General features: G+C 28.6%; 19 protein-coding genes. All 19 read left to right on the top strand.

The window, feature by feature from the left end; translation table 11 throughout:
• The first annotated feature begins 3 nt into the window (after positions 1–3).
• The gene (locus J7G74_RS13075; RefSeq protein WP_297136142.1) at positions 4–189 is read left to right on the top strand and encodes a hypothetical protein; all 186 of its coding nucleotides are present in this window, start codon (positions 4–6) and stop codon (positions 187–189) included.
• Between the two features lie 65 nt (positions 190–254).
• Positions 255–422 (top strand): hypothetical protein, encoded by a 168-nt coding sequence (locus J7G74_RS13070; RefSeq protein ID WP_297136140.1) that lies wholly within the window; start codon positions 255–257, stop codon positions 420–422.
• 24 nt (positions 423–446) lie between these two features.
• Entirely contained in the window at positions 447–1,481 is a 1,035-nt protein-coding gene (locus tag J7G74_RS13065) for a zinc-ribbon domain-containing protein (protein ID WP_297136138.1), read from the top strand.
• Between the two features lie 52 nt (positions 1,482–1,533).
• Positions 1,534–2,943 (top strand): hypothetical protein, encoded by a 1,410-nt coding sequence (locus tag J7G74_RS13060; protein WP_297136136.1) that lies wholly within the window; start codon positions 1,534–1,536, stop codon positions 2,941–2,943.
• 27 nt (positions 2,944–2,970) lie between these two features.
• Positions 2,971–3,450, top strand: a complete 480-nt coding sequence (locus J7G74_RS13055) for a hypothetical protein (protein ID WP_297136134.1) — start codon at positions 2,971–2,973, stop codon at positions 3,448–3,450.
• A gap of 35 nt (positions 3,451–3,485) precedes the next feature.
• On the top strand, positions 3,486–4,499 hold the full coding sequence (locus J7G74_RS13050; protein ID WP_297136133.1) for a hypothetical protein: 1,014 nt from the start codon (positions 3,486–3,488) through the stop codon (positions 4,497–4,499).
• Between the two features lie 62 nt (positions 4,500–4,561).
• The gene (locus J7G74_RS13045; protein WP_187294954.1) at positions 4,562–5,176 is read left to right on the top strand and encodes a hypothetical protein; all 615 of its coding nucleotides are present in this window, start codon (positions 4,562–4,564) and stop codon (positions 5,174–5,176) included.
• Between the two features lie 14 nt (positions 5,177–5,190).
• The gene (locus J7G74_RS13040) at positions 5,191–5,601 is read left to right on the top strand and encodes a hypothetical protein (RefSeq protein WP_297136130.1); all 411 of its coding nucleotides are present in this window, start codon (positions 5,191–5,193) and stop codon (positions 5,599–5,601) included.
• Positions 5,601–6,113: a hypothetical protein gene (locus J7G74_RS13035; RefSeq protein WP_297136127.1), complete on the top strand. Its 513-nt coding sequence runs from the start codon at positions 5,601–5,603 to the stop codon at positions 6,111–6,113. The genes J7G74_RS13040 and J7G74_RS13035 overlap by 1 nt, the downstream gene beginning before the upstream one ends.
• A 60-nt stretch (positions 6,114–6,173) precedes the next feature.
• Entirely contained in the window at positions 6,174–6,941 is a 768-nt protein-coding gene (locus J7G74_RS13030) for a hypothetical protein (protein WP_297136124.1), read from the top strand.
• Positions 6,942–7,201: 260 nt separating this feature from the next.
• The gene (locus tag J7G74_RS13025) at positions 7,202–7,741 is read left to right on the top strand and encodes a hypothetical protein (protein ID WP_297136121.1); all 540 of its coding nucleotides are present in this window, start codon (positions 7,202–7,204) and stop codon (positions 7,739–7,741) included.
• A 2-nt stretch (positions 7,742–7,743) separates the two neighbouring features.
• Positions 7,744–8,259, top strand: coding sequence for a hypothetical protein (locus J7G74_RS13020; RefSeq protein ID WP_297136119.1), 516 nt, complete (start codon positions 7,744–7,746; stop codon positions 8,257–8,259).
• The gene (locus tag J7G74_RS13015) at positions 8,259–8,987 is read left to right on the top strand and encodes a hypothetical protein (RefSeq protein ID WP_297136117.1); all 729 of its coding nucleotides are present in this window, start codon (positions 8,259–8,261) and stop codon (positions 8,985–8,987) included. The genes J7G74_RS13020 and J7G74_RS13015 overlap by 1 nt, the downstream gene beginning before the upstream one ends.
• 53 nt (positions 8,988–9,040) lie before the next feature.
• Positions 9,041–9,541: a hypothetical protein gene (locus J7G74_RS13010; protein ID WP_187294961.1), complete on the top strand. Its 501-nt coding sequence runs from the start codon at positions 9,041–9,043 to the stop codon at positions 9,539–9,541.
• Between the two features lie 426 nt (positions 9,542–9,967).
• Positions 9,968–14,932: a CD1375 family protein gene (locus J7G74_RS13005; RefSeq protein ID WP_297136114.1), complete on the top strand. Its 4,965-nt coding sequence runs from the start codon at positions 9,968–9,970 to the stop codon at positions 14,930–14,932.
• A 161-nt stretch (positions 14,933–15,093) separates the two neighbouring features.
• Complete coding sequence (locus J7G74_RS13000) at positions 15,094–15,735, top strand: hypothetical protein (RefSeq protein ID WP_297136112.1); 642 nt, start codon at positions 15,094–15,096, stop codon at positions 15,733–15,735.
• A gap of 50 nt (positions 15,736–15,785) precedes the next feature.
• A complete protein-coding gene (locus tag J7G74_RS12995; protein WP_297136110.1) occupies positions 15,786–16,283 on the top strand; it encodes a hypothetical protein in 498 nt (165 codons plus the stop codon).
• Complete coding sequence (locus tag J7G74_RS12990; RefSeq protein ID WP_297136108.1) at positions 16,270–16,707, top strand: hypothetical protein; 438 nt, start codon at positions 16,270–16,272, stop codon at positions 16,705–16,707. The genes J7G74_RS12995 and J7G74_RS12990 overlap by 14 nt, the downstream gene beginning before the upstream one ends.
• A 67-nt stretch (positions 16,708–16,774) precedes the next feature.
• Positions 16,775–19,603: phage tail tape measure protein (locus tag J7G74_RS12985; protein WP_297136106.1), on the top strand; the 2,829-nt coding region annotated here is incomplete at its 3' end.

Genomic DNA, 19,603 nt, shown 5'->3' with positions numbered 1-19,603 from the left:
TAAATGAAAAAATTTATTTATGTATTCAGTGAGGAAGATAAAAAGGAACTTTTATTGAGTGGATTTTCATATGTGTGCGAACATAATATGGGAGATAAAAAGGCTTTTGTTTTTCAAGGTGATTGTAAAAAATTAAACTTTACTTTAGATAAGAGTAAATATGTAGTTGATAATAAATTATTCTTTTAGTTAATTAATACTGTCTTAGGATGGTATTTTTTATTATATAAATTTTTAAGAAAGGAGGATTATATATGAAAAGTCCAGTTTATATTTGTTATGATGCAAATCAGAAAAAATATTTAATTGAACATGGTGAAAGATATTATGTATGTGGATTAAACCCCACTAATAAACGTACTTTTTGGGTGTTCATGAGAAATGATAAATTAAATGATTTAATAACAGAATGGAATAGATAATTAATAAACTTGGAGGATTATATTATGAGAATAGATGAAAAACATAAACAAAAGGTAGAAAAAAGAGGGTATGGTTATATATGGACATACGAGAAAGGTGATTACACTTTAGATAAGAATATATTCATAGACAAGCGTATGTACATTAGAGTTATGTGTCCATATTGTGGTGCTGAATTTGATGTTATATATTATAATTTCATAAATAAAGGACAAAAATGTGGTAAATGTTGTAATAAATATGAGAATAGTTTTGCTTATTATATTCAACAAGAACTTAAAGAACCACTCAATAAATATTGGGATTGGGAGAAAAATACAGTTAATCCTTATTTGATATATAGTAGTCGTAAATCTTGGACTAAAAACGGAGAAGACTGGAGAGTTTGGATTAAATGTACTAAAACTAATTATTATGGTTCTTATAAAACAGGATGTAAACAATTTAAACATGGACAAAGATGCCCTTTCTGCTCACATAAAGGAACAGGAAATAGAAAAGTTCATGTAATTGATAGTTATGGGACTTTATACCCAGAATTGGTGAAATATTGGTCACCCAAAAATAAATTATCTCCATTCGAGATCTCAAAAGGTACTCATGATGTATTTTTACATATATGTGAAGAATGTGGAGATGAATTTTTTAGAAGTATACACTCAATGACTGCTAATAAAACAGGGTGTAAATGCTTAGATTGTTATAGTTCTAAAGGAGAGACATACATAAGTGATTACCTATCAAATCGACTTAATCTAATAAAGAATAAAGATTTTATAACGCAAATGAGATTTGACAATTTAATAGGAATAAATGGAGGGCAATTGAGATATGATTTTTATTTGCCTAAATACAATTTACTTATTGAATATCAAGGTGAATTTCATGATGGGAGTACTAGATGTCAAACCGAATATGATATTAAAAAACAACAAGAACACGATAGAAGGAAAAGAGAATATGCAGATAATCACAATATTAAATTGTTGGAAATATGGTATTGGGACTTTGATAACATTGAAGAAATTTTAGATAGAGAATTGGGAGTGCAAAAATAACACCTTTCATGGTGATTATTATATAAAAATTTAAAAGAAAGGAGGTTTTTAATTGAAGGTTAAAAATATTCCTTGTAAATTATTCACAGAAGAATCACAAGATGGTTTAGTTAAATGTAAAGTCATTATTATGAATGAAGGTAAAAATCGTAATAATAGTTCGTTTTCAAAAGAGTCTATGGAAGATGCTGAAGAAAGTTTAAAAAATCGTCCTTTATTGGCTTATATAAAAAGAAATGAAGATGGCGAAGCAATTGATTTTGGTAGTCATGATATTATTACAAAAATAATAAAAACTGATGAGGGATACGATTTAAAATATTTTTATTTAGAAACTCCAGTTGGTATATTCCCAGAATCTTGTAATGTGAGATATGAAGAGATAGATGGTGAAAATCATATGGTCGCAGATGCTTATATATGGGAAGGATACAGTAATGAAACTTTAGATTTATTAGAGGAAAATGAAGGAATAAAAGATGTTAGTATGGAGATTTCGGTTCTTGAATCTGAAAAAGATGAAGATGGTATATTGAACATCAATAAATTTAGATTTAATGGAGTCACATTACTTGGTTCAGATGTAATCCAAGGTATGAATGGAAATTGCAATATTAGTGTTTATTCTAAATCTGATTATGATGATTTTGTGAATGAAATCAATAATAAAATATATTCAATAGAAGAGAAGGAGGAAGAAAATTTGGATAAAAATAATCAAACAAAAGAATTTGGATTATCTGTTCAAAATATAACAGATCAAATAACCACTCAAATTAATTCAAGATTTGTGGAAAAAGAAGATTATTGGGGAGATAAATACCAAGCAAGAGAATTTTGGTTTATGGACGTATTACCTGATGACAAGATAGCAATAGTTGAAAATGCCGATTGGTCATGCAGACAATACTTTGGTGTTCCATACACTTTAAATGAAGATGTTGTTACATTAGATTTTGACAATAAAAAACCTTACATTCAAGAATGGAGAGAAATGTCAGGTGAGGTTGAACCTAAAGTGTTTAATTGTGAAGATACTCAATTAAAAGAACACATAATTAATAAATTTGATTCAATAGATACTCATGAAAATGAGGTTACTGAATTAGAAAATCTTAAAACTTCTTATTCTGAATTAGAAGATAAATTAAATGCTATGCAAGATTATGCTGAGTTAAAAGAATTTAAAGAAAATTATGATAAGGCTAAGTATGAAAAAGAAATTGAAGATGCTAGTAAATTATTTGATTTAGATGAAGAAGAAATAAAAGATTTAAAAGATAAGGCTATGAATAAAGAAATAACTGTAGCTGAATTTAAAAAAGAATTAGGATTTATGTTTGCTATGAAAGTTAAAGATAGCAAACCAGTTGAAAAAACTAAAACTAATGAAGTTCAAGTATTTGATAATGTAGATTCTAAATATGAGCCTTATGGTGGCTTATTTAAAAAATATTTATAAAATTAATAAAAATACGGAGGTAGAGGAATGTATATAGAATTATTAAATGTTGATGACAAAATGGCAAGATCATTTGTTTGTGCAGAACCAGTTGAAAATGGTAGCTTTGCCAAAATAAAAGGACTAGCTAAACAAACTAAAGCAGGAGTTGATTTATCAGGTGAAGTTTATGAAGTTGAACAATTAACTGATGATGCTGGTGAGTTATTTGTTGTAATTGCACCTGATTATCATAGATATGATGAAAGACTATTAAGTGGAGATGTGCCACAAATAAAAGCTAAGGAAGTAGTCAGAGGTTATTTATTACATAAAGGAGCAGTTATAAGAGTTCAAGCTGATAATATAGATGAAGTTGAATCAGTTAATGTAGGAGATAAATTATTTCCAAAGGCTGCAAGTTATAAATTAGCTAAGACTGCTGGTGAAGAAAAAAATATATTAGGTAAAGTCATAGCTAAAGAAAAATACTGTGGTAAAGATAGTTTAGTTATAGCATTTATATAAATATAAAATTAATAAAATAGGAGGAATAATACAAGATGTATAATGAATTAAATCAATTACAACAATTATGTTATGATACTTACTTTGGGAAAGTTAGCAAATATAGTGCAGGAGAGGCTGAAGATGTTATAAGAAAAGCATTTTTAGATGAACTTCCTGCTTTACCGAAAAGAAAAGCAGAAATGGAAAGATATTTAAAAAATAATGCAAAACAGTTATTTGCTTTATTCGAAGAAAATATAACTCCAATAGCTAATAGATTAACATTAGAAGCATTTAGTGATTTAGTTAAAGTAGATACTATAGATTTAGGTGATGCACCTGTATATAGAGTTAAAAATAAAAAGTTATTCCCTGTTTCTCAAATAGCTACAGGTGTTGGTGCTACTCATAGAAGAAGAATGCATGATAGCAAATTAGAAACTGATTCTTTTACACTAACTGCATTTATATATGAAGAAGCATTTGAATTTTTAACTGGTAAAATAAGTTGGACTGATCTATGTAATAGAGTGGCAGAATCTTTTGCTCATAAGATAGCTACATTAGTTACATCTACTATATTTGCTGCTTATGACAACTCAGGTAATCCATTCCATGTTCAAACTAACGCAGAAGGGCTAGAGACTGCACTTGAAGATTTATTACAAAGAGTTGAAGGTGCGACAGGAGTTAAGTGTCAAATATTAGGAACAAAAGGTGCATTAGCAAAAGTTCCTAATTCTGGTGGGGCATATTTACAAGAAGATGCAAGAGATAGAAGAGATTTTGGATATGTAAAAATATTTGATTCTAACGAGTGTAGAGAATTACCACAATATTATGACGAAGATAATAAAAAATTTGAAATACCTACAGATACATTATTGGTAGTTCCTGCTGTTGGTGAACCTCTAGCTTATTGTTGCTTAGAAGGAGATATAAGAGTATTAGATAATGATAATATATATAATAGAAAAGATAGACAAATCGAATTTGAAATGGAAAGACAATTACATGTAGGTGTAGCTATATCATCAAAATTCGGTATGGTTAAAATAACTGCATAGATTTAAGAAATAGCACTCATATTCTTGGGTGCTATTTTTATTTTATATGGGAGGGGAAATAAATGGCGAAATTAAAAAAAGAAACTAAGGGTAAAAAGGAAGTTAAAGAAACAAAAGTTGAAAAAAATGTTATAGATGAACCTAATAAAGAAGTATTTAAACCTAAGAAAACTAGAAAAAGTAAACAAGAATTAACTGTTGAATTGAATAGAGTAGAGGGAGAAGTATTTATTGAGTTATTAAATGTATCTACTGGAAGAGTTTTATACATGAATAAGTTTGAAGATGCTTATGTTGATTTAGAACCAGGTGAAAATTGTGCAATAAATTTAAAGCAAGTAAAAGAAATATGTACTAAAGCAAAAGGATTCTTCAGAGATGGAAGTTTAATAATTGTAGATGTTTATAATGATGAATACTCTTTAGATGAAATATTAAGATTTTTAAAACTAGATAGAATACAAATGGAAGACTATGATGTTTTAGAAGAATTAATAGTAGAAGAAGATGAATCTAGGTTTAAAGATATACTACAAAGAGAAGATAGAAATTTTGTTAAGAAAGTTGCTGCAAAAGCAGTTTATTTAGATTCTATAGAAGATAATGACTTTGAATTATCAAGAGGTAAAGAAAGAATAATATGTAATTTACTTGATTTAGATAATTTAATTTATTAAAAGGAGTGGTGATTATGACTCCTGTTCAAGATATTTATAAAAGATTTTTGAGACAAATCGGAACAGATATATTATCTGAGCTAGAACAAGAAATTGCAGAGGAAATAATGCATGGATATTTAGAAAATGCATTATGTGAATTTGATGAATGGAATGAAGATTTAACTATAGAGGATGGTTATATAGTAACTGACTTAACTTCAAGTGATAAATCATTGATCGCAGATGTTATGGTACTATGTTGGCTGCAACCTAAAATAAATACAGAAGAAATATTAAAAGTAGCAGTTACAGATGGTGATTATACTAAAAAATCTACTGCTTCAATGTTGGATAAATTATTAAAACTAGAAGAAAAAATGATAAAACGTGTAACTAGAAAAAAAATCAAACGTTCATGGAAGAATAAAAGGTTGAATGAGTAATGAATTATTTTGATATTTATAAAAAAAGAACATTAGGTAATGCAACAACCATGAAGCAAAAAATAATAGATGATGGAAGAAGGTCATTTGAACAATATCTGAGAACTTCTCCTACTGCAATGGAAGTTACTTATACTAAGCCAGATGAGTTTCCTAATTTAGAAACTAATGAAAAGAAGTTAATGGCAATTAATGATAAAACAGATAATGATAAAAAAGCCTATGATGAAAAGAAATTAATGTGTACTTTAGATACGGATATAGAAGTGGGTTCGTACGTGTTCTGGCAACAGACATGGTGGCTCGTGATATTTAAAGAGTACAAGCCTATGGATACTTACAAAAGATTTACAATGACTAAATGTAATGAATTATATAACTATAATTATAAAGGTAAGGTTTATAAAATTCCAATGGTTGTAGCAGCATTGACGCTAGAGTATATGGCGTGTTGGTATAGAAATATATCATATGGAAATCGGGTAAAATCGGTCATAACTATCGTGAGGTAGTTGGTAAGAAAGGTTACGTGTTTATATAAATGCAAAAATAATAAGAAAAGTGGTGTAAATTTGATAAAGAAAAGTATTTGTGATTATGATGGTCTTTATAGAACAAACGAAGGGTATTTTGTGAAAGTAGTAGAGTATAACAATTATGATAATGTAATAGTTGAAATTCAAGATGAACATAAATATAGAGTTAAAACTGGTATAGGAAATATAAAGAAAGGCAAAGTTAAAAATCCGTATCATAGATCTGTACATAATGTGGGGTATATGGGTGTAGGAGAATATAAGTCTAGAATAAATTATAAATTAACAAAATCATATAAGTTTTGGAAGTCAATGATTCAGAGATGCTATGACGAGTCGTTTCAAAGAACTCACCCTGAATATATCCCTTGTACTGTGTGTGAAGAATGGCATAATTATCAAAATTTCGCTAGATGGTTTGATAATAATTATTATGAAATTGAAAATAGGATTATGAATTTAGATAAAGATATTCTTTATAAAGGTAATAAAATATATTCACCTAATACTTGCGTTTTTGTTCCTGACAATATAAATTTATTATTTGCAAATCATAATACATCAAGAGGAAATTTCCCTATTGGAGTAACTTTTGACAAAAAGAGTTCTAAATATAGTGCAAAAATGAATGTTGAAAACAAAACAACACATATAGGAATGTATGATAATTGTGAGGACGCATTTTTAGCATATAAATTTGAGAAAGAAAAATATATTAAAAAAGTTGCTAATAAATACAAAAGTCAAATACCTAAAAACTTATATGATGCCCTTATGAGATGGAATATAGAAATAGACGATTAATATAAACATAAACTAATACCGAGATAATCTATATATTTAAAAATATATAGACATTGTAGAGCATAGAGATTGAACCTGTTTGATGGATAATAACCGTCCACAGAATATAATATCTCCAAGAGTATCCGACACCTTAACAAGTGAAGTTGAAGGTGAAAATGTATGCCGAACTACTCATGAATTGACATGAGGTAATGGAGGAAACTCCTAGAAGTAGAGGATAAAAAGCCTTTACGATAACAAATTGATATAGTGATGGAATGGCTGATGTTCGTTATACTTCAGCAGGGGATTCTAAGAATAGAATTCATTTTGGTTCTAATCCTATTACCCGAACTATAGATGTTGGAACTAGAGTTATGCTTACAGGAAAAACTGTATATAGAGTTACAAACTTAACTGATTTTGAATACAATGGTAAATCTATTGGTTCACCAGGATTATGTTCTGCATTAGTTTTACAAACTGCCATGTTAGGTGAAGATGATGTAGAAAATAATATAGCATACAATCCTATATCTAAGGTAGAAGATGAAACTGTTGTAAATAAAATACTTGGTAAAACTGAAATTTATTTAGGTGAACAAAACAAATATAGTATTAATTATGATAAAGAAGTTGAGTTTTCTTTAGATTTCGCATATGCGAATGTTGAGATTGTAAATCAAGGTAATAATGAATGTGTTTTACGACACAATATGGAAATGAATGATATAGGTATTACTGTGATGTTAATTGCAAAAGATAAAGAAACTAAAGAAACACTTGATACTAAAAATATTTTAATAAGGGGGATGTAACTATGGATGAAATGATAAAAGGATTCCCCAATAAATTAATGTTAAAACTATCTAATATGATTATGTTAGATCCTGATATAAATAAAGCACTTTATTATAATAAGGTGAAAGATAAAGATTTATATTCATTACCACCAGTAGAGAATCCTATTTCAAGTTTAAAAGATAATAAAGTTTTTATAGATAGAAGGGTAGATAAGGTACAAAAAGAAAGTGATATAAGTATATTTATAAATCTTTCAAATGACGAATCTTATACTAAACGATATCAAACAAGTAGGTTTTTTAGAACTTGTAGAATTGAAATAGGAGTTATTTGTCATAGTGATTGCAGAAAAACATTGAATGGTACAAGAGAAGGTATAGTAATTGATAAGATAATTGAGTTACTTGCTAATGCTAAATTAGGTGGTATTGGTGAGGCTACATTAGAACCGTTTAGTCAATTATATAATATGCCTTTTGGATACACAGGTTATTCTGCAAAAATATCTGTAGATTACTTTAATACAATGTAATGCTTTATACAAAGGAATATTTAAGTGGTAATGATATAGATTTAAGAAAATACAATTTAGGAATCATTAAACAATTAAAAGTTGATGATTTTATGAAAGATTATGACTTAATTGATTTTGTAAAGCCTTTTTATATGGAACAAAGTTTAGATTTAAAAGATGAAATACATGATAGTGGAATACATTGGAGTTATTATTTAATGATGTCTAGTAATGAAAATGAGTTACTAAGTTTATTGTTAGACTCTTTAAGGATTTTATATAGAACTGAAGATTTAAATATTAAAGCTTTTGATGAAGATGTAAAATTAATAATAAAAAGAGATAATAAACCGATAGCATTTATTGATGATAGTAATTTTAATATCTTATGTAAAGTTATGCTTGAAATGTGTTATTTTGAAAAACCTGAACCCGAACCTGAAATAAAAGGTGATGCAGAATTGATAAGAATAAAAAAGATGTACGATCAAAAATATGGTCAAAAAAGTAAAGATAAAAATGTAATAGTATTTGAAGAAATGGTAAGGCAAGTAATGCATTACAGAAAACTCACTTATAATGATGTAAAAGATTGGACTATATGGTTTTTAAAAGATGTATATACGGTTGAATGTTTAAGTGAAGTTTTTGATAAGCAATATTTGATGTTTACAAATTCAAATAGGAAAGTTGATTTGAAAGAAGTTAAAAGATGGCAAGATGAGACTAAATTGGTGCGTGAATAACGTACCTTTTTTATTTATAAAAATATAAAATTAATAAAATTGGAGGTAATATTATGTTTTATGCAATAAAATCAGCATGTAAATGTACATTAACAGCATTAGGTGAAGAACCAGGTACACCAATAAAAATAGACTACTTAAACTCATTCTCAGTTTCTTCAGAATCTGAGCAATTAACTGCTAGAGCAAATGGAGCAGATGCAATAATAATGGATGGATCAAGAAAAATTTCATTTACAATGGATTCAGAAGTTTTAACAAATGAGCAAATGGCCATGATGGTAGGTGGTACTTTAGAAGGTACTAAAATAACTGTTAAAGATAGTATTCCTACAAAATACTATAGCATGGAAGGAATATTCACTGTTGTTAATTCAGATGGAACTGAAGAAGTTAAGAAAATGACATTCAAAAAAATTAAACCACAAGCAAATGGTGAATTTGGAATGTCAGCATTAGAAATATCTTCATTCTCACTTACTTGCGATGCAATGGCAGATGAAGGTGGAGTAATCTACGAAATAGATAAAAATGTTGGCGGAGTTGGGGCATAAGCACCAAAGGTAACTGAAGAGTTACACTCTAATACATCTACTGAAAATGATGAGGAATCATTGCCAAAGAGAGGTAGAAAAAGAGTTAAATAATATTAAGTGTTAGTGGATTAATTTCTGCTAACACTTTTTGATATAAATAAAAATTAATTTTATTGTATAATATGCTTTATTTATTAAAGTTTAATTACTATATATTTTAAATAATAAAGTGTTTTATAGAATTAAATTATTTAATAAAGTAAAAATCCCACCTCGAAAGATGGGAAAATCCGATTTGATAAACTAAAGAAAAAATCAAATCAATCTGATAAACTAAAATGATTATTAATATTATAAACAAATTAAATAAATTTTATTTATAAATTATAGATCTTGGGTGGAGTAACGGAAACTTCACCCATTATTTTTATAAAGGAGGTTAATATGGCAAATATAAATAGAGATTACTTAGTTATAGCGGACTTAAAGAGTGGTAAAATTACAAGTCCAAATATGTCATTTTACAACACTGATAAAAACATAGCAAATTTATTTGTAAAATTACAAATAACTATGAGTACCAACCCGAGTATTGTAGGATTTGTAAATAAAGAAGAAGCCAGTAATTATAATGTCAAGTTAACTGTTGTAAAACCAAAGACAACAATGTTGGTTGAACTGACAGGTGTTGTGCAAGATGAAAGTGTCATGGGAAATGGTGCGGTATACTTGTTTGACATGCCACAAAATTTTACAGACCAAGTTGGAAAATATATATGTGAACTTGAAATTACCTGTATGGTGAATGGTCGTGAAGAAGTAGTAACTTGTGAGCCTTTTGAATATGTGGTCAAAGAATCGGTAGTAACAGGGTTGAATATTGAAATAGAACCCGATCCTGATGTTCCAGTTTTGAAACAACTTATTGATGAAGTTAGATATTTACAACAAAATGGAGGAAGTATAGTAAATTTAAGTAAATATCAGAAACTAGAGGATGAACGATTAAATACTATTGATAAAACTGTAGTTGGAGGTATAAATGAATTAAATGATTCTAAAGTAGATAAGATTGAGGGTAAAGGACTTTCTACAGTTGACTTTACAACAGAAAAAGATACTAAATTAAATGGTATAGCGGAAAATGCTAATAATTATACTCATCCAATCAATCATGAACCTAATATTATTACTCAAGATGCTACTCATAGGTTTGTTACAGATGAAGAAAAGGATGTATGGAATAATAAATCTGAGTTTAGTGGTTCGTATAATGATTTAACTGAAAAACCAGATATACCTTCTATAGATGGTTTAGCTACTGAAGTTTATGTAGATGATAAAGTTGCTTCTATTGTAAATTCTGCACCTGAAACACTTGATACTTTAAATGAATTAGCAACAGCATTAGGAAATGGTCCTAATTTTGCTACTACAGTTGCCAATCAAATAGGAACTAAGGCATCTAACGATTATGTAAATGCAGAACTTGCTAAAAAGGTTAATAGTGAAGGATATGTTGCAACGGAAAATAATTATAGCACTGCTGAAAAGACAAAACTTGCAAATGTAGAAGATAATGCAAACAATTATGTTCATCCTGAGAATCATGAACCATCTATCATAACACAAGATAATGAGCATAGATTTGTAACGGATGCAGAAAAAGAAACTTGGAATAATAAATTGTCAGAACATCAAGATATATCACATTTAGCAATTAAAAGTCAAGTAGATGAAAGTTTATCTCAAATAAATCAATCTAATATAGAAAGAGATAAAAAAATATCTTCTATAGAAAATATCAATGCAGTTCAAAATGCTAAACTAGATACTTTATTCAATAGTACTAGCGGAGAAATGGAATTAGAAAGTAATAGTAACAACATTAAACTAGACAGTTCCAAGAAAGGTACTGCAACGGTTAATTATATAAAAGGAAATACTTTAGTTAACTGTGCTAAACAAAATAAAGAATTAATATTAAATGATGAGATAAATATAGAAGGAACTACATGTACTATCAATGATACCGTAGAGGGTGGATTAGTAGATATAGAATTAGAAGGATTAAGTTTAAATAACTTACCTGGCAAACAAGTTGATTATTTCCCTAGTGGTGATGCAAGTAATGGTATAGATTCAATTGTTATAACTAATAACTCTACTGTACTATGTTATGAGTATTCGGTTAAACCTAACACAACTTATACTGTGAAGAAATTAACCGTTTCAGATAGAGGCAATATTTGTTTATTTGATGATAACAATATAGGAACTAAAGTAAGTTCTGCTTATATGAGGGTCTTAAATGGAGGTAATTCACATATATTCACAACTAAAGCTAATGAAAATTATATGTTAGTTTATGTATCTACAGAAAAAGCAACATTACCAAAGGTGGATATTATTGTTTTAGAAGGAGACTACACAAATAAACCAATACCAACAGAAGCATTCACAGGAATAAAAAGTGTTGGGGAAGAAGTTACTTTAACTAATTTAGTTACAAGAACTAGTTTAGTAGGAACTTCAAGTAGTGAGACAGACGAATATATAAAATTAGTGCAACAAGGAATAACAGAAGGGCTTGAATTAATTACATCATTTGAAAAAGATAAAATATACACATTAGTTTATACAGTATTAGAATCAACTATAAAATCTACTGCATTAGTATTAAGAGGACATCCTACAAGTACCTATCCCTTAGCAAGTAATGTTATGATTTCTTCCGAAGTGGGTACTCATAAAATACGCTTTAAATGTAACAAAGTAGGTGCAACTAAAGTTGACCTTGCAATTCAATCTGATACTGATGAGGGCACTTATGTTAAGTTTGCTAAAAGGTTTTTAATAGTGGAAGGTGATTATGAAAACTCTAACTTAGAATACTTTGAAGGAAGTATAAAGAAATATAAGATAGAAACTAAAACGAATAATAAAAACTTATTTGATGTAAATGAGGTAAAAATAAATTTAACTGGCGCTCCTGTGGAATATGTGACTTATCAAGATAAAAATTGTGTAACAGCTACTAAGACATTTAATAAGGAATGGATTAATACGTTTAAATTTAAGCCTAACACTCAATATAGATTAACTTATAACGTTTATTATGAAAACGCACTTAATGAGTTAAAAAGAGGTATTTATCTTAGATTTGTATATACTGACGGAACAACTTCTTCTGTAAATATGCTAGACACAAATGTTTGGAAAACTATAACGTTAATATCTGACGAAGGCAAAACAGTTAAATGTATAGATAGTTCATGGGGTTATGAGGTTAGTGAAACTAAAACTTATATAGATTTAGATACTTTATCTTTAACAGAAGGAATTGAAAATGTTCCTTATACACCACATAAACATCATAAAAAAGTAATTTTATTAGATGAGCCTCTTAGGGGAATAGAAGGTGTAGCAAGAGATACGACTACAAAGATTGAAAATAAAACTCACGAAAAAAGGGTTTGTGCAGAGGTTGTATTAAATGGTAGTGAAAATTGGGGTGTTAATTCTTGGCAGCCTACAAATACTTCCTTAATAAATATGTATGTAAGAATTTCAAATGCTAAAGGTTTTGGTAGTAATGTTGTTTGTGATAAGTTTATAGACGCTAAAGGTATTGATACTGTTGCAAATAATCAAGAGTGTATAAGATTTGTGGGAACAAACACAAATTTAGTTATTAACATTTTGAAATCTAAACTAGAAACAGCAGATTTAGCTGGATTTAAGAAGTGGTTACAAGCTAATCCAATCACAGTTATATATGAACTAGCTACACCAATATACGAAGAAATAAAAGATTTAGATAACGAATACCCTACTTATGCAGAGGTAACTCATATATCTACTAATACAGTTATTCCTTGTAATCAAAAGATAAAAAATACAGGGATAGAGTGTATGCTAAAACCTTCGACTTTATACTCTATCCACGATATTAGAACTGGAAGTGGAACGGCTAAATATAACCTTGGAGGAACAGTAAATACTTCAAACAAAATAACAACTGGAGCAACTCTTACAGATAATTATTTAAGATTATATGGTAAAGGATTGATTTCAAGAGATGTGGAAGTATTTGAAGGAGATACACCTCAGACACCTTATTTTAGTGGAATGTTAAGTGCTTTTGAGGATAAAAAGATAACTCAAAAAATGGTAGATAGTGGACTTGAGAAAGCAGAAAACTTAGGTAAGTATAGGGTTGGTATTAAAGTTGTTGGTAAAAATAAGTTTAGTGGTTGGTATAAAGGTTATACAACATCAACTACTGGAGTTTTTGACGATACTAATAAAACATCTGTAAGAACAGATTATATAGAATTAGATTATACGAAAGATTATTTTGTAAGTGGACTAGATTTTAATTATAAGAGTTTTATAGCCTTTTATGATGAAAACAAAAATTTCATGGGTAGGACATCAGGTAAAAATATAAGTGATATAGAGGTAACAAATGGAATAATTGATATTAATGGCATGGTTATAACTAACTATAAATATATTGCAATAACTCAATATAGTGCTATTACAGATGTAGATAACTTTATAAATAATGTTAGAGTACAAGTAGAAGAAGGAACTCAAGCAACTCAATATGAGGATTACAAAGAATATAAAACAAGTATTTTCTTGGATAACCCACCTTTAAAAGGCAATGAAATATGTGTACAGAATGGTCAGTTAGGAGTATTACATAAGAGACAAAGTATTATATATAATGGTGATGAAGATTGGAAACTTTACAATGAAGTTGGAAATCAAACTTCTGTTTTTTATTTAAATTTCCCTTCTAATGGGGTGGCAAAACCTGTTTTATGTGATTTATTTAGTTTTTATCAAAAGGCATATGACTCACAGCACAATAGAGAAGGTATAACATTTGATGCTGGTACTAATCGTTGTTATGTTCAAATATATAATAGTAAATTGGAAACTAAAGATGAAGCAGGATTTAAAAAGTGGTTACAAAAGAATCATTGTAAAGTAGTTTATGAAGTTTTAGAACCACACTTTGAACCAATTACACCACAACTTCCAAGATGGGTATTAGATATATTCGATAACTCTACAATAAGTATAGATACTATTATTCCAGTGGAAAGTAAGTTTACTTATACAAGTTATATACCTAGTATTCCAGCAATGGAGGAAACAAATAAAAATCAGGATGATCTAATAAATGTTTCTTTATGTGCTACTGATGAAATGTATATGATGTTAGAACCATTATTACAATCAGTACCACAGAGATTACAAATAAATGAAAGGATGGTGAGTAAAATGGTGGATTTATATGTAGCAATGGTCATAAGAGGGCTTAAAACAATAGATGAAGTGCCTCTTAGATACAGAGAAGAAGTTAAAAAAATATTAGAACAACTAGAGAAGTAATAAAATATCATTTTTATTAGGTCAGTTCATTCCTACACTCTAGTATTTGCAATAGTTTCAGGAATGAATTTTAAGTTAATAATTTGTCGAATACTTTTAATTGTTAATTTTATATGCTAATGATATTATTAAAGTATATAATTAATAAAAGAGGTGTAGGGATGAATAAAATATTTGGTTTAGGGTTAGTTTTAGTATTATGTGGAAGTTTAACTGCCTGTGGTAATAAAATGAATGTAGAAAAAATAGATGAATATAAAAAACAAGAGGACGATATCACATCATATTATAATAAAACTCATGATATGATAGAGGATGTAAAAGAAAATACCAATGTAATATGGGAATCTGATGATAAAGATGAACAAGAAGAGGCTTATATTAAAATAAGTGATAATACCGAAGTGATAAATGAATATTCTAGGGAATTGAAGAAAATATCGTTAGATAAATTACAAGATTTTCATAATTATATGGTTGAATACAAAGGTACTACTCAAAGTGAAGAAGATTATAATTTTATAAAAATAAATTATAATTATTTAATGACGAAAAGAAGATTGGCCTATTTAGATAAAATGATATCATATTATGACGATGGATCACTTAGAGCGGATGAGTGTATTATGATAGATGATATTGCTACCTTGTCTAATGTTGTTGTAAGTGAGGAAGGTAGAGTTGAAAAAAATCTTAAAGATTTACAATTTGAATTAGATGAAGAATATGGTCTTGATTCAGAATCATTATACGAATTGGAACGAAAAATGTATAGATTTAAAGAAAATGATGAGGAATATTAAGTATATGGAGTAGGTTTGCCCTACTCTTTTTTATTGGAGGGAGATAATATATGATAAATTTAAGTGATTTAAAAGTAGATAAAATAAGAAAAACTTTTAATGTGGATATAAACGGAGATATACAAGAAGTAGTTATTTATAATTTATTAGGCGAAGAAAGAAACGAATTAAAAAATAAATTATCTGAAGCAGCCCAAAAGGGATTAGAGGATATAAAACTAATTGAAGAAGTTTATACTGATGTTTTTATGAATTGCACTAATATAGTTATAGACGATGAACTTATAGAAGTTTTAAATGCACCAACAGGAAGCATGCTTAAAGTAATGCAAGAAGTATATGACATTATATATGAGATACAAACTGAAGAAATGTTAGAGAAATATAGAAACTTATGTGATTTACAAAGTACAGAATATGCTAAGTTAATGTTACTAAAAACTCAAGAAACATTACTTGTAACTGAAGAATGTAAGAAAGTTGATAAAAATATAAAGAAATTAGAAAAAGAATTTTCTAAAAAGGATGATGATAATGACGTTCAATAGTCTTGATGATATAGTCGCATATATTGAGAGTATTGTTGCCACAGGAATGAATGAAATGGGGCATGAAATGGAAGAAATAATGAAGAATGAAATTATGCATCAAATATATGCAAGTTATAGTCCAAATCAATATAAAAGAACAGGACAAATGGAAGATTCGCCTGGAATAGTAGAGGTGGATAAGGATTCTGTTACTGTTGAATTTCGAGATAATGGTGATTGGACAGATATTAAAACAGGCAACCATGCTTATCCTATGGAAAGGTTTGAAAGCGGAAAAGTTTGGAGTAAAGGTCATACAGATAATAGTCCTTCATATCTACCTGCTACTAATATAATGGAAGAATCAGTAAGTAAATGTGAATCCGAAATACCAAGATTATTAGTTAATTTTTTAAGAAGTAGAGGTATACCAATTGAATAATATTAAAATTACCACTTTTGCATAGAGTGGTTTTTTTTATGCGATAAATTAAAGGTGGTGATATAAATTGGCAGACTTTAGAATTAGATTAACAACAGAAGTTGAAGAAGGTAAAAGTAAAGCCGAGTTAGAAAATCTTATATCTCAATTAGAAAAAAATAAAATTAAATTAAAGTTTGATACATCGAGTTTCAAAACAGAAATGAATCAGTTGCAACAGGTCATGAATAATGCATTTAAATTAAATCCTAAGCAATTGAACAATTTGAATTCAATAAAGACAACATTAAAAGAAATAAATAAGATGAGTAAGGATGTTCAAAAGACATTATTAGGAGGAAATACTTCATCTAATACAGCAGGCATTAATAATACTGCGAATACTGTAAAAAACTTGACTAAGGAATACGATAGATGTCAAGCTAAGATAAAATCACTTCAAAATCAAATGTCTAAAACTACTAATGCTCAATCTTATGAGGTATTAGAAAAACAATTAGATAAGGTGCAAAAGAAATCAGAAAGCACTCTTCAAGCATTAAATAAAATGGGCAAATCACCTGATTTAACTCAAAATCTAGCAAAATCATTTCAAACTTTACAACAGAAAATAGAAAATACACAAACTAAACTTGAAGGATTCTCTAAAAATAAAAATTTAACTTCAGTTCAGGTTAAAGAAATTGAGAAGTTGAAAAATACTCTTAATAGTTTAGGGAATGCGAAACTTGATAATATCATAAATTCTAAAGAGTCATATAGTGATATGGCTAAATTGGAAACTGCTATAAGTCAAGTTCAAAGTAGATTAAAAACCTTAACATGGAATCAACAATTTACAAGTCAAGTAGATAAGGCTAAATCATCAGTGGATGGTATGATTGACAAACTTAATCAAATAAAGGGTAATAACACATATTTAGATACCTCTTCCATTGATAATTTAATTAATAAAATAAAGCAACTAAATGATATCAAAATAAATCCAAATTCAGAAACAGCAACTCAACAATTAGAATATTTAAAAAGTTCAATAAATAGTGTTTCTAATGAATTTAAACAGCTAAGTACTTCCAGTGCATCATTTGATAAAATTCAATCTCAAATAGACCAATTAAGGCAAAAATGTGTTGAATTAGGAACATCGACTTCACAATTAGATTCGTTTGAGCAAGAATTAAGAGAAATTGGAAATTTAGATTTAAGTAGGCAAGCGAAGGAATTAGAAAGAGTAGGTACATCAGTTAAAACTTTTAAAAGTGGTTTAAGTGGAGTAAAAACAGAAACAAAGGCTACTAATGGATTCTTTAAAGAATTAAATTCATCTATTGCTGCATTTTCAATTGGAAATATATTAGCAGATGGATTACAAACTGGAGTATATGCAATAAAAGATACAATAGTTGAATTAGATAGTGCTTTTAGAGATTTAATGAAAGTTGCTCCTGAATCATTTAGAGGTACTAAAGAAGAATTAAATAGTGTAAGAGATCATGCAGCAAGTGTAGGTCAAGAAGTCGCAAAAAGTTCTGTTGATATTATAAATTCTACCTCTAACGCATTGCAATCAGGATTTAAGAATGTAAATGATGCTTTGCAATATGCAAAAGAAAGTGCTAAATTTTCAAATGTATCAGATATGACACAAGAAGATACGGATAAAGCATTGCGTTCAATATTATCAAGTTATGGCGGTGTAGAAAATGCATTAAAAGGAACTAGAACTCAGATTCAAGGGGCAACACAAGACTATTCTATGATGAATAGAGTTCTTGATGCAAGTAACTTTTTGGGGAATAACTATGCAACTTCTACTCAAAGTATAGCACAGGGTATGCAAAATACTGGTTCAGCATTAAAAGCTATGAATGTTAGTTTAGAAGATGGTATGGCATATTTTGTTGCTATAGACGAAATAATGCAGAATGCTGGTATGTCATCTAATGGTTTAAAAGCTATTGCCATGAATATGACAGGTATTACTGTTAGTGCAAAAGATGGAAGTCTTTCAATGAATAAATCTGCCAAAGCACTTAAACAATTCGCAAAAATTGATGTTCAAAAGCCTAATGGTGAACTTAAAGATATGGGATTAGTCTTAGATGAATTAGGTGGAAAATGGGACACATTAAATAAAACACAACAACAAGCATTAATGATTGCTATAGGTGGAAAACATAGAGCGCCTCAATTTGCAGCATTAATGGACAACTGGGAAACAGTTAAAAAGATACAAAAAGAAATCAGTTCGGGTATGGCAATTGGGAGTGCTGACAAAGAGAATGAAAAATATATAAATAGCTTGGAAGGTAAACTTACCAGATTATCTGATTCTTTAAAGAAATTAGTTACAACAACAGTATCATCAGATATGTTTGGTGGAATGGTTGACGGGCTTAGGTCTATAATAGATGTTGTTAATAATGTAATATCAGCATTTGATAAATTGGGAATATCTACTCCAGTTGTATTGGGTACTATTGGTGGTTTATTTACTACTATAAAATCATTAGGAAATGATAAGGAGATTCCTAATCTTTTTGGTGGAATGTTAACTTACATAGATGGATTGGATTCTAAGTCTAAAAAAGCAAAGGGTTCTTTTAATGGATTCTCTCAAGAAATAAAGAAGGCTACGGATATTACATCTAAGACATCTGTAAGCATAGAAAAGGTTGGTAAGGGAACTGAAAAATTATCAAAAGGATTTACTTCAACTAAGTTAGGTGCTATAGCAGCAAATGCAGGAGTTACTCTATTAAACGCTGGTGTTATGGCTTTAGCAGGTGTTGGTATTTCACTAGCAATAAAAGGAATTGATAATTTTGTAAATCGTTCTGAAAAATTAGCTGAAGCAAGTAGAAATAGACAGGCTGAGATACAAGGAGAGATAGAC

The sequence above is a fragment of the Terrisporobacter sp. genome (assembly GCF_017888745.1).
Classification (GTDB): Bacteria; Bacillota; Clostridia; order Peptostreptococcales; family Peptostreptococcaceae; genus Terrisporobacter.
This window is presented reverse-complemented; position numbering and strand designations above follow the sequence as displayed.